The sequence below is a fragment of the candidate division KSB1 bacterium genome, from assembly GCA_034505495.1.
Taxonomy (GTDB): Bacteria; Zhuqueibacterota; Zhuqueibacteria; order Residuimicrobiales; family Krinioviventaceae; genus Fontimicrobium_A.
The window spans coordinates 86573-101184 of record JAPDQV010000002.1; the positions used below are offsets into that span (position 1 = coordinate 86573).

Below are 14612 nucleotides of genomic sequence, written 5' to 3' on the forward strand. Positions count from 1 at the left end.
AACGGTCGGCAGCCGATCGGACGCGCTCTTTTAAAAAGAAAACCCGAGACCAGTCATGAAAGCCCTGCTATTCCGCACCGCTGTTCTTAGCTTTTGTCTTGCAACCCTGCTTTCCGCCGCAGTGCTGGACGGCTATGACTCGATGGACGAGCTCCATCGGCGGTGCGAGGCCTTGGCGCGCGCTCATCCGCAGCTTGTCCGCGTCGATACGCTCGCGCGCACGCCGGGGGGACGTCCGGTGCTGCGGCTGCGGCTCGGAAGAGGCGACGATCTTCCGGCAATGCTTTTGATCGGCGGCGTGGAAGGGGACGATCTCGCTTCGCCGCAAGTGTGCCTCGGCTTTACGGAGCGCCTGCTGCGCTCAGACCGCATCGCCGTCTTGGAGAGCACTGCGGTTTTCGTCATTCCCTGTCTCAATGCCGATGCCGCCGCCCGCGCATATAACGCTACCCCGCTGCAGAACCGCTGCACGAACGACCGCCCGATTGACGATGACCGCGACGGCGAAACGGACGAAGACGGCTACGAGGATCTAAACGGCGACGGCCTGATCACCCTGATGCGCGTCGAGGGTGCGGGCGAGTGGTTGGAGGATCAAGAATGCCCGCCGCTGTTGCGCCGAGCCGATCCGGCCAAGGGGGAGGTCGGAAATTGGCGCCTTTACGGCGAAGGCTTTGATAACGACCGAGACGGCCGTTGGAACGAAGATCCGCCCGGCGGCGTCGACCTCAACCGCAACTTTTCCTATCGATACCGCTATTTCACTGAAGCGGCGGGTGATGATCCGCTCTCCGAACCCGAAAGCCGCGTATTGGCTGATTTCCTCATCGCTCACCCCAATATTTTTGCCGTTTTCAGTTTTTCTACCGCCGACAATCTGCTGCACCCTTGGCAAGGCAAGGCGGCGGAAAAAGGCAAACCGCTGCAGCAGCCTTTGCCCGAAGATGCGCCGATTTTCAGCCGCGTTGCCGAGCGGTTCAAACAGTCAGGCGTTTTGCCCTTATGGCCGGAACGGCAGCCGGAGCCGGGCAACCCGGCCGAATGGCTTTACTATCACCTGGGATTCTATTCCTTCTTTGCGCCGGTTTGGCTGCCGCCCGCGGATTCGAGCAGCAAGGCCGAGAGCCGGCAGGATCTGGAGCGCGGGTTCTTTGCCTGGTACCGCGCGCAGGGATTGACTGACCGCTTTGTCCCCTGGCAAAAAATCGCTCATCCCGATTTTCCCGATCGCGAGGTCCAGGTCGGCGGCTGGGTGCCGTTTGCCCGTAAGAATCCCCCTGTCGACAGCCTTAAATCCGTAACGGATCGCTATTTTCGCTTCTGGATGGAGCTATTGGAAAGCCGACCGCGGCTCGAGCTTGCTCTCAAAGCCGAGCGCATGGATGCGGGACTCTATCGCCTGACAGCAACCCTGCGCAATTGCGGCTATCTGCCAACCTCCTCCGCGGTCGGCGATCAGATTCGGCGCGGGCCGCGACTCAAGATCGAAATTGTTTCGGAAAGGATTCGCCTGACGGCGGGGAAGCGCTTCTATCTGCTCGAGCCGTTGCCGGCAGGCGGCGAAACAGAAAAGAGCTGGATGCTCACCGGCAAAGCGGGAGAGACCGTCAAGGTGAAAGCGGTTATTCCCGCCGCCGGAGAGGCGACGGCCTCAGCAACTCTTCCGTGAGCCGCCGAGGCGCGTCCGTCATTTTGTGTCGGATTCGAGTTCTTTGGTATAGCGCTGCAGCAGCTCCGAAAGCGCCCGCTGCATCGAATCGGCGGCTGCCTGCACGTCCCCTACGGCGCCGTCGAGCAGGGCTGCAGCCCAGAACAGGTTCTCGGCCGCCAGCGAGAGCAGCTCGTCCTTGGGATTGCGTTCATAGATTTTGGCCATGGCGGCAACCAGCGGATGGCGGCGGTTGATCTCCATGATCTTTTTCGGCGGCTTGGCGTCCGGCGTGTAGAGCTGCATGATCTTTTCCATTTGCGATGAGATGCCCTGGCTGATCAGTACCGCTGGACTGTTGATCAGGCGGCCCGACAGCTTGACGTCTTCGACGCGGTCGGTAAGAATGTCTTTAATCCGCCGCGCCAGCTTGTCCAGGCTCCTCTCGTCGGCTGCGGCTTGGCTCTCTCCGGCTCCCTCTTTGAACGGAATCTTGTCCAGTTTGGCCGGATCGACGGTGTCCGCCGAAACGATGGGCAGCTTTTCGAACTCGATAAGCCCGGGCAGCGCAAATTCGTCGATCGGCTCGTAGCAGTAGAGGATCTCCACGTCTTTGACCTTGAAAATCTCTAACGCCGGTTGATTTTCGATGGTCTTACGGTCAGGACCGGAGAGGTAATAGATCTCTTTTTGCTCCGGGTGTTTACGGCGCACATACTCTTCGAGCGAGATGAGCTCCTCGCTGCTTGCGCATTTGGAAGAGTTGAAGCGGAACAGCGCGGCGAGCTTGTCCTTGTTGGCAAAGTCATTGTAGCCCTCTTTGAGGATTCTGCCGTGCTGTTTCCAAAGCTCGGCATAGGTTTCGGGTTCGTTTTTAGCCAGTTCCTGGAAATGCGACAGCAGGCGGCTCACCAGAGTGCTCTTGATCTTGGCCAGGTGCGGATTTTCCTGCAGCGTTTCGCGCGAAATGTTGAGCGGCAGATCGTCGCTCTCGACGACGCCGCGCAGGAAGCGCAGGTACTTGGGCAGCAGCTCCTTGTACTTGGCGTCGATCAGCACGCGGCGCACGAACAGGTGTAGGCCTTCGTCGGGAGCTTCCAGACCGAACAGTTCCATGTTCGTTTTGGGCACGAACAGCAGGGCATGGAACTGAATCGGCGCATCGGCGGAAAAATGCAGCCAGGTCAGCGGCGGCTCTTCCTGATGAGCGATGAATTTAAAAAACTCCTGGTACTGCTCTTTGCTGACGCTCGATTTGGGTTCGCGCCATACGGCGGTGATCTTGTTCACCTGCTCGCCGTTGAGGAAAATCGGAAACGGAACAAAGTTTGAATATTTCTCGATGGCGGCCTGCACTTTCCATTTCTGGGCAAACTCTTCCGCATCGGGACGTAGGTGCGCGATGATGCGCGTGCCGCGACGGGTCCCTTCCGGCGCCGGAGCGATTTCGAATGTGCCGCCGCCGTCGCTGCTCCACTGCCAGGCCGGTTCGTCGGGCTTGGCCGATTTGCTGATCACCTCCACGCGGGCGGCGGCGACAAAGACGGAATAAAAGCCCACGCCGAAGCGGCCGATCAGCGAAAGGTCGCTGCTATCTTTGGCCAATTGCTTGAGGAATTCCGCGGTGCCGGAGCGGGCGATGATGCCCAGGTTGTCGATCAGCTCCTGCCTGGTCATGCCGATGCCGGTGTCGCTGATGGTAAACGTCTTTTTCTTCTCATCGAGATCGATGCGGATCTCGAACGGCAGATCTGCATCGCACATCGGCTCGTTTTTGACGCTCAGAAAGCGCGCCTTATCGAGCGCGTCAGAGGCGTTGGAAATGAGCTCGCGAATGAATACGTCGCGATGCGTATACAGAGAATGCGAAAGGATATCGAGCAACTGCCGCACTTCGGCCTGAAATTCATAGCGTGCGGCGGAAGCAGCACTTTCGGACATAAATCAACCTCCCATGGATATATCAAACTCGTGACACATAGATTTCCCCTTCGGGAAAAGCTGCATAATTTAGGAAAAAGCGGCAAAAATCCAAGTAAAGCGGTGAAAAAAACGATGTTATACAGTCTGCGGTTCCCACAGACAACCATAGTTGAACGTTCAGCGGCTGAAGCGACGGCATCCTAAACAACTCTGATTTTTGACCGACAAGAGTTATCTTTATCTACGGCAATTAGTCGAGCAGAGGAGAATAGGCGATTGAGAACCCAGTGCAAAACAGCGGTAAAACACATTCCGGTGTTGCTGAGCATTCTCGGTGCAGCGGCCGTCTTGAGATGCGGGGGACCTTCCGGCGACAATCTGCCGAGTTTTAGGCTTGTACCGGCGGAAAAGATCGTTTTCAACTCGTTCGTCGACTGCAATATGGCCGAGGCGTGGATTGGTGACCGCCTGCGCATTTTCCCCGGCAAATACGGCGAGGATCCGCTGTGGGGCGACGCTGATGACTTGAAATATGCGGACGGCCGCAACGCCGAGGAGGTCTTTCAGAGTCCGCGGGAGGCTTTCAAGTCGCCGCGCATGCCCAAGAATGCGCCGGTCGGCGAACCAGGGTTGCACGGCGCCGTCTGGTTCGAGACGGTCTATCAGGATCCCCGCGATCCTTCCGGCCGGACTCTTTACGCGCTCTACCACAACGAGAACTATCCCTCGACGCTGCCGTACGATCCGGCCACCGGTAAAGGCTATCGCGGCGATAAATGGCCGCAGGGGCTGCAGGGACCCGAAAGTCCGGCGGCGGTGCCGCGCATCGGCATTATGAAATCCACAGACGGCGGCGAGAGCTGGGAGGACCGCGGCATTCTGCTGGAAGACCTGGACGAGCGGATGATTCTCAAGCCGCACAACACCTCGAACACCTTTGCCGGCGGCGTCGGCGATCCCTCGGCCGTGGCGAGCGGCGAATACCTTTACGTTTTTTACGGCGAATACGGCTATCCGGGCGTTTATGATGAAGCGACGTATGACCCTCGCATCGAATGGGCGGGCCAGTGCATCAGCGTCGCGCGCATTGCGCTGAGCGACCTCGATGAGCCGGAAGGCAAGGCGCGGCGTTGGGACGGTCAAGATTTCAGCGTTCCTCACGACGGCATCGGGGTTCCGATCCGCAGCCTGCAGATTCCCATGGAGGAGGGCGGCGGACCGGCATCCTCGCCGAAAGGCGGTTTCTATTGGGGACCCTCCGTCAGCTGGAATACGTATCTCGACTGCTGGGTGATGCTCATGGCCAAAGTCGAAGGGCCTTCGTGGCAAGGAGACAAGGTGTTCATCTCCTTCAATAAAAATAAAGATTTTCGTCGGCCTGAGAGCACGCAGGAGTGGAGCAGACCGCAGCTGCTTTTTGAAAAACAGGGTTACATCTTGTGGTATCCGTCGCTGCAGCCCACAAAGGACAAAGAGGATATCGAAAACCGCTATACCTCGCTGCGCCTCGGCAAAAGAGCCCGATTTTTCTTGAAGCGCATCAAGCCAAACGACGATTCGTTCGCGTCGGAGCATTTTATTGAATTCAACAAAAGCCCTAAGTAGTCGCTGGAGGCGCCCGTGTGCTCTTTTTCACCGGCAAAGCAAAATACTGCATTGTGAAAACAGAACTCGACCCCGCCCAACGACCGGACGAATAAGCGTCGCCCATCCGTCGACCGGCGCCGCTCGTCCGCGATTTGTTCAGCCCTGTATTGGGCAAGTCGTCGCCGAAATCTTGCTGTCCGAGTTTGATTATGGACGCCTTTGATGGGCAAGTTTGTTGTTGATCACTTTAAATTGAGCAGTTTGCAGAATGAAGCCGCAAGAAATTTCGAAACCCCTTGTCTTTTATTCTCTGCTGAGCGCCGCGCTTCTTTTTGCTCAGGAGACCCCGCCGTTCAAAGCCGTCGGTGCGCCGAGTTCGCCGCGGGTTCCGATTGCCTGGAACCGCTACTACGACTCGCGCGAGATCGGCGATCTATGCCGCAGGCTGGCCGAGGCTTTTCCCGAGTGCGTCCGGTTCAGCTCCATCGGCAAGTCGGCGCAAGGCCGTGACCTTTATCTGCTGACCGTCACCAGTTTTCGCCACGGCGATGCGTCGCGCAAACCCGCCCTCTATATCGACGGCAACATCCACTCGAACGAAATCCAGGGCAGCGAAGCGGCGCTTTATACTGCCTGGTTTCTGGCGGAGAGTTTCGGCCGAATCGATTGGATCACCGATCTGCTGAAGCAAAAGACGTTTTACATTGTGCCGACCATCAATCCCGACGCCCGCGACGAGTTCATGCATCGGCCGAACACGCCGCATTCGCCGCGCTCGGGCATGCTGCCGCGCGACGACGACGGCGACGGCGACCTCGACGAGGATCCTCCGGATGACCTCGACGGCGACGGCTTTATCGTCATGATGCGCCGACGCAGTCCCGTTGGCCGCTGGAAAGCAGATCCCGATGATCCGCGCCTGATGGTGCGCGTTGCCGACGACGTCAAAGGCGACTATGAGCTGCTCGGCTATGAAGGGATCGACAACGACGAGGACGGCCGCCTCAACGAAGACGGTCCGGGTTATTACGATCCGAACCGCAATTGGGGTTGGAACTGGCAGCCGATGTTCGTGCAGGAGGGCGCCGATTTTTACCCCTTTTCCATTCCGGAAAACCGCGCCGTCAACGAGTTCGTCAAGGCGCATCCCAACATCGCCGGCGCGCAAAGCTACCACAACGCCGGCGGCATGATATTGCGCGGCCCCGGTCAGGCCGACGATTCCACCTACCTGGCGGCGGATAACCGCGTGTACGACGCTCTGGGCAAGCTCGGCGAGGAGATCCTGCCGGGTTACAAATACATGGTGCTGCATCGCGATCTCTATTCCGTCTACGGCGGTGAACTCGATTGGTTCTACGGCGCCCGCGGCATCTTTACTTTTACCAACGAGCTGTGGACGTCCTTTGACTACAACCGCCGCGCCAACGGCGCGAAAAGCTGGTTCGGCGCGGAAAAAGAGATCTATCGCTTCGACGAGCTGCTGCTGTTCGGCGAAGGCATCGTGCCCTGGAAGCCCTTCGACCATCCCCAGTTCGGCCGCATCGAAATCGGCGGCATCAAAAAATCCTGGACGCGCACCGCGCCTTCGTTCATGCTGGAAGAGATGTGCCACCGCAACATGGCGTTTACCTTGTTTCACGCTTATCATCTGCCGCAGGTGCGGATCGATTCGGTTGCGGTGAAAAAAATCAGCGACACGCTGTGGCAGATCGATGTGCGGGTGATCAACGATCGACTCATCCCCACGCGCAGCGCTCACGAAGTCAAACACCAATTTACCAGGCCCGATTGGCTGGAGCTCAAGGGATGTCGCGTGGTTGCCGGCTATCGCGTCGACAATCCCCTGCTGGATTGGGTGACGGAGCAAAAGCATCGGCCGGAAAGGTTGTGTATTGACGGCGTGCCGGGGTTGGGCAGCGCGCAGGTGCGATGGATCGTCTCCGGCCGTCCGACGGGCGAGATTATCTTTGATTCTCTGAAAGGCGGCATCGCCGGCCGTCGCTTTTAAGGGGTTCGATGCAGTCGCGCACTCTGAAATCCGATCTGATTCTGCTCCTGGCTGCGCTCATTTGGGGATTTGCCTTTGTCGCCCAGCGTCAGGGGATGCAGTTTGTCGGACCATTCACATACAACGCGATCCGCTTTGCCCTTGGCGCTCTGGTGCTGCTGCCGCTGTGGTCGCGCCGGGCGCGGCAGGCCGATTTCGTCGTCGAAAAACATCCGCATCTGGTCCGCTTCGGCGGGCTGATCCTCGGTGTGATTCTTTTTCTCGGCAGCTCGCTGCAGCAGATCGGCATCGTCTATACGACGGCGGGTAAGGCCGGGTTTATCACCGGACTCTATGTCGTGCTGGTACCGTTCGCCGGCCGCTTTTTGGGACAAAAGACCACCCTCGAGCATGGACTGGCGGTTCTGTCGACCACCGTCGGCCTCTATTTTTTGACGGTCACCGAGTCGTTTTCCATCGCCAAAGGCGATCTGTACGTGCTGGCAAGTGCCTTCTTTTGGACCGGCCATGTGGCCTTTGTCAGTTGGCTGTCGCCGCGCGCCTCGGCCATCCGCATCGCCGTGACCCAGTTTCTCGTCTGCGCTTTTCTCAGCGCCGTCGTTGCCTTGACTACCGAAAGCCTCGCGTTGACGGCGCTGCGCGGCGCCGCGCTGCCCATCCTATACGGCGGCATCATGTCCGTCGGCGTGGCGTTCTCGCTTCAGCTCTACGGCCAACGATTCGCGCCGGCCGTGCATGCGGCGATCATCCTCAGCATGGAGACGGTTTTCGCCGCCCTCGGCGGGCGGCTGATCCTCGGCGAACAGCTGTCGCCGCGCAATCTCTTTGGTGCCGGTTTAATGCTGCTCGGCATGCTGCTGGCGCAGGTCCGCATTTTCAAGCGTAGGGACTGAGAGGGGCCTAATATATAGCCCGCCTATTGCCGTGTTGAGGGAGAGAATCAAAGCATGGCGGAAGGAGGTGCGGCTTCGATGCACTGTGCTGATGATCGGCGCCTGCCGTTAAATTCCCCCTTTCGGCCGTCATGCTTTTGCAAACACAAATTCGAACCGCTCCGGCATCGGCTCGGTCGCCTTTTTAGGCTTGTCCGGCAAATGCGTAATTCATTCCTCCGTAAAATAATCCGAGTCGATTCGCTTTAATTCGTAAGAAGCCACCGTAGTGACGCCGACGTTGTGGTCGATCATCAGCTGCGCCAACATATCGCCGTCGATGAGCACGATCTTGCTGTCTATACGCGCGACGTAATCCAGTGCATCTTGCGTAAAAGAGGAGGTGGTGATGAAAATACCTTTGCGGGCGCGCTGACCCTGCAGGGCGCCCGCAAATTTCTGGATCTCAGGGCGCCCTACCGCGCTCTCCCATCGTTTGGCCTGCACATAGACGATGTCGAGCCCCAAACGGTCCTCTTTGATGATGCCGTCGATGCCGCCGTCTCCGGTTCTGCCGATGGCCTCGCCGGCGTCCTTGCGCGTGCCGCCGTATCCCATCCTGACCAGCAGATCGATCACCAACCGCTCGAAAAAGGCCGGCGATCGGTCTTTGATCAACTGCAAAAGCTCGGAAGCCAGGCCCTGCCGCAGTTTTTGATAGGCCGTTTCGATCATTTCTTCGGGTGTCTGTGTTTCCTCGCCCTGCTTATCTTGAGGTTCGTTGGACCCGATTCTGCTTGTTTTTATAAATTCGCCGAATTCAGGAAACTGCAGGAGAAAAGCGGTATCGATCTTGGCAGGCTTTTGCCGGAGAACTTGTTTGCCGCGTTCCGTGATCCGATAATAGCCGCGCCGGGTGGTCTCCAGCAGTCCGGCTTTTTTCAAATAAGTGCGCGCCCAACCGACGCGGTTGTCAAAGAACGCCTGCTGTCCGCTGGGCAGCAGCCTGCTCCGTTCCTCGTCCGTAAGGCGGAACTCATCGGCGAGCGCCTCGATGGTCTCGCGAAGCGAGTGTTCCCCGCCGTCACCCGCGAATCTGAGCAAAGGCAGCATGATGGACTGGTAATCCGGAATGGTCATGTCTGTTCCCTCCTGATCGATTCGATGCCGCTGTAAATGGAATGCGAATGGCAGCCGGCAGACTCGCCGCTTTGCCCGGCGTTTATTTTCGCCGACTGCTCACCACAGCTCATCGTATTTCGTCCATAGAAAATCGCCCATCTCCCACGCCTTGTCGATGACCTTGTTGCCCCAGTCGATGCCGTAACGGGTAAGAAATTCCCGCGCTTTTTTCGGATTGGACTGGTGCAGACGAAGCGCCTCGCTTTCTACTCTAGTCTGCTCATTCAAAAGCTCATCCTGCCAGGGGTCCCAGACGGCCATGACGTCTTTGCGCATGTCGCCCCAGCGCTGCGCGGCCAAAGTTCCCAGACGATTGAACGCCCACCAGGCCGAGCTGCGCGAAAATCCCGTGCGCCGGCCGTCGACTTTGTAGGCGGCGGCAACGTCGGTCACGCCGCAATAGATCGGCACATAGATCGACGAAGCGACGTTGTCGAGCGCCATCCACACGACGCCGCCGATGGGATCCGGCAGATCGGCCCGCGACTGGGTGATCGTCGCATACATCGTGTACCACCGCGCGATGGTGCGTTCGCCGCGCCATCCCCAGCCGCCGTTGATGCGAAAAACTTTGTTCATGTCGTACGGCATAAAGGGATTGGCGAGCGGCGAAAGCACCGTTCGACCGCTGTCGTCGGTTACGGTGATGTTCTTGATAAAGTTAAAGTCGGTACCCTCGTAATAATCGCGAAAAATCGTGATCAGCTTTTTCAGCGTCACGGGTTCATCCGGTTTGACGGAAAAGGGAAAGTTTTCCTGATTGGGGTCGAGATCGAGCGACGGCGCCAGCAGCGACAATACGCGCCATTCGCGCCGCCGGGCGGCCATGGACCGTCGACCTTCGGGATCGTAGGCGTAGCAGAATTCAAAGGGCCCCTCTTCGGGCTTCCACCAGCCGCTGTCCAGGGCGGTCTGCGTGAGATTGGCCGACGCCATAAAATAATCGGGGCGGCTCAAGTCAACCTGCCGGATGCGCGAGGCGTTGGCGTTGACCGAAACATGGTCGTCCGGCACCCGCTGTGCGGCCCAGATGGCGCCCACCTTGCCGGCGCCAGGCCCGACGATCTCCAAATGCCAGACCTCGCGCGTATCGGCGATGGTCAGACATTCGCCTTCGTCATTCCAGCCGTAGCGGGAAAGCAGCTCGTCGGCCATTCGGATGGCCTCGCGGGCGGTCGTGCATCGCTCCAGCATCAGTCGCACGAGCTGCTGGCAGTCGATCCACCCCGCGTCGGAGCGGAGACTCTCGCGGCCGCCGAATGTCGATTCGCCGATCGCCAACTGCCGCTCGTTCATGCATGGGTAGGCGGTATTGATGTAGCCGAACGTACGCTCGACCTGCGGGATTTGGCCGGTCGGCAGGTATTGGTAGGAGGGCATGGGCAGCGAATCGTTGTTGCTGCGCTTGACCAACGTCAGCATGGCGCCGGGCTTGTGACTTTCAGCCGGGACATGGTCGAATGAAGAGCGCGTGCGATGGCTGTCGCAGGTGTGAGATGTAGCGACCCAGCCGCCGTCCGAAGCCAGTCGTCCCACGGTTATCGATGTGCAGCCGTCCGGTCTGCCGCCTTCCCAGTCGGCGCGATTGTCCCGCGCCGCAGTACTCCAGGCAATAACCAAAACTGTGGTAAGCATCAACATGACGCCGCGCAACATAATCGTTCCCTCGCAATTCTGATTTTCGGCTGAATGTAGCGCCTTTGTTTTTATTTTACAACAAAATAAACTGCTTTACGAGCTCGGAATGGCCGTTGTTCATTTGTTGCAATCCAAGCAGCGATTTCTTGTCGGATAGACGTCAGCGATCTGACGATCTGGAACATGGACGATAGTCACGCCGTCATGATCCGAACTCTGGTTTTGCCGTCTTTTCGAGCACTGAATGAGGGGGCATACCGTTTTCTTACAGAAAATTGCATTTCACGGCTTTTTTTTCTACATTGAACCAGAGGGTGATGTTCGAAAAGCAATCAGGAGATAATCATGAGGAAACTATTGATGGTTTTGGCGCTTTGCGCAGGCGCTGCGTCTATAGGAGCGCAGCCCTATCAGCCGACCTGGGAATCGATCGACAGTCGACCGATTCCGGAATGGTTTCAGGATGCAAAATTCGGAATCTTTATCCATTGGGGTGTCTTTTCGGTTCCCGCATGGGGTCCCACGCGCGATGTAGGCATCTATGAAAAGTATGCGGAATGGTATTGGTACCGGCTCGTTACGCCCACTAGCGAAAGCTACGGGCAATTCAACGATTTTCACAACCGCGTTTACGGCGCCAATTTCAAGTATCAGGATTTCGCTCCGCTTTTTAAAGCCGAGATGTTCGAACCGGAAGAGTGGGCGCGTATTTTCAAGGGGTCGGGCGCTCAGTACGTCGTGCTGACGTCCAAGCATCACGAGGGTTTTTGCCTGTGGCCGAGTGCGCAGAGTTGGAATTGGAATGCCGTGGACGTCGGGCCGCACCGCGACTTGGCGGGCGATCTCATCCGTGCCGTCAAAGCAACCGGCCTAAGGATGGGCTTTTATTATTCGCTTTATGAGTGGTTTAATCCGCTTTACCGCAGCGACGTGCGGGCGTATGTCGAACAACACATGATTCCGCAAATCAAAGATTTAGTATCCCGCTATGAGCCGGACATCCTTTGGACCGACGGCGAGTGGGATCATCCCAGCGACGTTTGGCGGGCGACGGAAATCCTGGCGTGGCTGTACAACGAGTCGCCGGTGCGGGAGCATGTGGTGGTCAATGACCGTTGGGGCAAGGAGACACGCGGCAAACACGGCGGAATCTACACCACGGAATACGATCTGGTCCACGACGCCGACGCCAATCAGATGGAAATCGAGCATTATTGGGAAGAGTGCCGCGGCATCGGAACCTCCTTCGGCTTTAACCGCAACGAATACCTGGAAAACTATTCCAGCTCGGAAGAATTGGTGGAAATTTTGATCAATAAAGTGGCGCGCGGCGGCAATCTGCTGCTCAACATCGGGCCGACCGCCGACGGCCGCATTCCGGTCATCATGCAGCAGCGGCTGGCGGACATCGGGCGCTGGCTGCGCGTCAACGGCGAGGCCATTTACTGCACGCGCAAATGGGAAAAAGCGCCCAAGGTGACGCCGCTGACGAAGGTTTACTTTACCAAAAAAGGCGACGATCTGTACGCCATCTGCACGCAATTTCCGACCAAACCGATCGAGATCGAAGGAGTGGCGAAAACCACTCAGGTTTCCTTGCTCGGTTGGCCGGGAATCGTCAAGACGAGTTGGAAAAAAGGCATTCTGCGCATCGAGCCGCCCGCCGTTACGCCGGCCGACAATCCCTGCGAATATGCCTGGACTTTCAAGCTTGCCGGGGCGCTAAAGCCGGAGATCGGCAAATAAATCTTTCCGTCGACCCGCGCGGCAAAAACAGTTACGGCGCTGTCGAAGCAAAGGTTATAACGACGGCGCCGTTTTTTTTCATCAACCTGAAATTCTTTAGGGGAAGAGCGGCTTTTCCAAATAATCCGCCGTCAACAATCGTACCATGCCGAGTTTAGGACAAAAACGCCGTTACCAGCTCTTTTTCAATTCGGCGGTAAAGAGTCGGCCCGGCGCCGGCACGTCGATGAAATCATAGTAGGCAATATCGAGGAGGTTGGTGCCGCGCAGCAGAATCTGCCAGTCGCCCGGGCTCCAGCATAGAGTGGCGTCGAGAAGCGTGTAGGCGGGCTCGTTGCGTCGCTGTTTGTACTGGATCGACCATTGGAGTTCGACCTTCCGCGACAATGCCTGTGTGAGCCGCACACCCGCCTGCCGACGCAAATAGCGCAGCACGTACTTGGATTGAAATGCCGGCGTATCTTTGCTGCTTTGCTGTTCCGAGTAATGCAGCGCCATACGGCTCAGGGAGGGAACGCCACGCACGGCTGTTTCCGCCTGAAATTCAATTCCGGTGCTGACCTGCTTGCCCAAATTGACGGCGCGCCAGGGTTCCTTGACGTCGTTCCGAACCCAGTCGATGAGATCGCGTCCGCGACGTTGAAAAACAGCGGCTCCGGCCTGCATCGGTCCGCGCTGCACTGTCCAGCCGATTTCACCCGAAACGGAACGTTCGCATTGTAAGGCCGGATTGCCGAGGTTGGCCGGGCTTTGGTAATAGAGTTCGGTAAACGATGGCACGCGGAACGCTGAATGCAGTGCGGCATAGAGCTTGTGGTTGCCGAAACGGCGGCCGATTTCGGCCCCCGGCCAGAGGCGCGTTCCCCAGCGCGAGTGGTGATGGCCGTAAAGAGCCGCCTGCACGTCCCATTGTCCGGCAAAGACTCTCTGCCATCCGGCGACGGCGCCGAGCGTTTCGCGCGCGTGTTCTCCCAGATTGCTGCTGCGAATCCATTCGCGGCGCCATTCGGCGGTGAAGGAAAAACGGCCGTAGGGCGTCAGCAGATGCAGCGGCCATTCAACGCTCAGCGTGTGGTTGGTATGGCGGTTTCGGTACCAGTCCGGCCGCGCCTTGTCCAGCACAAAGTCATCAAAATGGCGGCGATAGGCAAGCAGCGGCGACAATTGGACATTCTTTTTCCTCCAGGTCAAGCGGCCGGCGCCGAGCCAGGCGCGTGTGTGCTCCCATTCGTCGGGATAGAGCGAGGAATAAAAGGCATTGGCGTCGAACGCTTTGTCGTTGACGCCGGCATAGAGATCGAGCGCGGCAAAAGGGAGGGAGAGACGGCTTCTGAGAAAGAGGGTGGTCAAGTCATAAGCCGTGCGCGGCGCATAGCCGTCCGAATGGCGTCTTTCGAAGGAGAACCGTGTCTGATGCCGAGATGAGGTGAATCCCGCGCTTGCGGCGACGCCGTAAAAGCCCGCCTGGCCGCCGCTCAGTCGCACGTTGGAACCGGCGTTGCGGGTGATGATGTTGATCACGCCGCCGGCTGCATCGGCGCCGTACCACCCCGAGGCTCCGCCGCGCACCACCTCAATTCGTTCGACATCGTCCAGGCTGACGGGCAAATTGAGCGTATGATGAGCGGTTTGCGGATCATTCAGACGAATGCCGTCCAGCAAAACCACCGTGTTTTCGAAAGAAGCTCCTCGGATCGAGACGTCGGCCTGAATTCCCGCCGGACCTCGGCTCTGCAGATCGACGCCGACCGCCTGCTGCAACAGCTCCTGCACCGAGAGGTGCGCGGCGAGGCGCACCTGGGTGCTGTCGAGCACCGTGACGCTTCGTGAAATTTCTGCCAGACGCATGGGAAAGCGACCCGCGGTGACGACAATCGGCTCCGCCTCAAAATAGTCCGCCTGTTGCGCAAAGGCGGAAAAAACGCCAAAGAATATCCAACCTACCCATTTCTGCATTGATCTAGGCCCTCCATTTGTCAGACAACTCAAGAATAAACAAATTGTC

Annotated in this window: 9 protein-coding genes; 5 read left to right on the forward strand and 4 right to left on the reverse strand. The window is 58.1% G+C overall.

Features of this window, described 5'->3' with window-relative positions; translation table 11 throughout:
* Positions 1-55 precede the first annotated feature (55 nt).
* Positions 56-1669, forward strand: a complete 1614-nt coding sequence (locus ONB24_01410) for a M14 family metallopeptidase (protein MDZ7314758.1) — start codon at positions 56-58, stop codon at positions 1667-1669.
* 18 nt (positions 1670-1687) lie between these two features.
* Here the strand turns inward: ONB24_01410 and htpG are convergent, their stop codons facing one another.
* Positions 1688-3589 carry a molecular chaperone HtpG gene (htpG, locus tag ONB24_01415; protein MDZ7314759.1) on the reverse strand — a complete coding sequence of 634 codons (1902 nt, stop codon included), beginning with the start codon at positions 3587-3589 and terminating at the stop codon, positions 1688-1690.
* A gap of 309 nt (positions 3590-3898) precedes the next feature.
* Here htpG and ONB24_01420 point away from each other — a divergent pair, with 309 nt between their 5' ends.
* The 3 genes from ONB24_01420 to ONB24_01430 all read left to right on the forward strand — a co-directional run bounded on the left by ONB24_01420 (position 3899) and on the right by ONB24_01430 (position 8062).
* Positions 3899-5176, forward strand: coding sequence for a hypothetical protein (locus ONB24_01420; protein MDZ7314760.1), 1278 nt, complete (start codon positions 3899-3901; stop codon positions 5174-5176).
* A gap of 250 nt (positions 5177-5426) precedes the next feature.
* Positions 5427-7169 (forward strand): M14 family metallopeptidase, encoded by a 1743-nt coding sequence (locus ONB24_01425; GenBank protein MDZ7314761.1) that lies wholly within the window; start codon positions 5427-5429, stop codon positions 7167-7169.
* Between the two features lie 8 nt (positions 7170-7177).
* Positions 7178-8062, forward strand: a complete 885-nt coding sequence (locus ONB24_01430) for a DMT family transporter (protein ID MDZ7314762.1) — start codon at positions 7178-7180, stop codon at positions 8060-8062.
* A gap of 210 nt (positions 8063-8272) precedes the next feature.
* Here ONB24_01430 and ONB24_01435 read toward each other — a convergent pair whose 3' ends face one another.
* On the reverse strand, positions 8273-9181 hold the full coding sequence (locus tag ONB24_01435; GenBank protein MDZ7314763.1) for a restriction endonuclease: 909 nt from the start codon (positions 9179-9181) through the stop codon (positions 8273-8275).
* A gap of 99 nt (positions 9182-9280) precedes the next feature.
* Positions 9281-10879 (reverse strand): C69 family dipeptidase, encoded by a 1599-nt coding sequence (locus ONB24_01440; GenBank protein MDZ7314764.1) that lies wholly within the window; start codon positions 10877-10879, stop codon positions 9281-9283.
* A gap of 327 nt (positions 10880-11206) precedes the next feature.
* Here ONB24_01440 and ONB24_01445 point away from each other — a divergent pair, with 327 nt between their 5' ends.
* Complete coding sequence (locus ONB24_01445; GenBank protein ID MDZ7314765.1) at positions 11207-12607, forward strand: alpha-L-fucosidase; 1401 nt, start codon at positions 11207-11209, stop codon at positions 12605-12607.
* A 171-nt stretch (positions 12608-12778) separates the two neighbouring features.
* Here the strand turns inward: ONB24_01445 and ONB24_01450 are convergent, their stop codons facing one another.
* Positions 12779-14563 carry a TonB-dependent receptor gene (locus ONB24_01450; protein MDZ7314766.1) on the reverse strand — a complete coding sequence of 595 codons (1785 nt, stop codon included), beginning with the start codon at positions 14561-14563 and terminating at the stop codon, positions 12779-12781.
* Positions 14564-14612 lie beyond the last annotated feature (49 nt).

Bases quoted from the DNA above. Each gene is read 5' to 3' on its own strand.
- ONB24_01440 (MDZ7314764.1), bottom strand. From the start codon at position 10,879: ATGTTGCGCGGCGTCATGTTGATGCTTACCACAGTTTTGGTTATTGCC.
- ONB24_01425 (MDZ7314761.1), top strand. From the start codon at position 5,427: ATGAAGCCGCAAGAAATTTCGAAACCCCTTGTCTTTTATTCTCTGCTG.
- ONB24_01445 (MDZ7314765.1), top strand. From the start codon at position 11,207: ATGAGGAAACTATTGATGGTTTTGGCGCTTTGCGCAGGCGCTGCGTCT.
- ONB24_01430 (MDZ7314762.1), top strand. From the start codon at position 7,178: ATGCAGTCGCGCACTCTGAAATCCGATCTGATTCTGCTCCTGGCTGCG.
- htpG (MDZ7314759.1), bottom strand. From the start codon at position 3,589: ATGTCCGAAAGTGCTGCTTCCGCCGCACGCTATGAATTTCAGGCCGAA.
- ONB24_01435 (MDZ7314763.1), bottom strand. From the start codon at position 9,181: ATGACCATTCCGGATTACCAGTCCATCATGCTGCCTTTGCTCAGATTC.
- ONB24_01450 (MDZ7314766.1), bottom strand. From the start codon at position 14,563: ATGCAGAAATGGGTAGGTTGGATATTCTTTGGCGTTTTTTCCGCCTTT.
- ONB24_01410 (MDZ7314758.1), top strand. From the start codon at position 56: ATGAAAGCCCTGCTATTCCGCACCGCTGTTCTTAGCTTTTGTCTTGCA.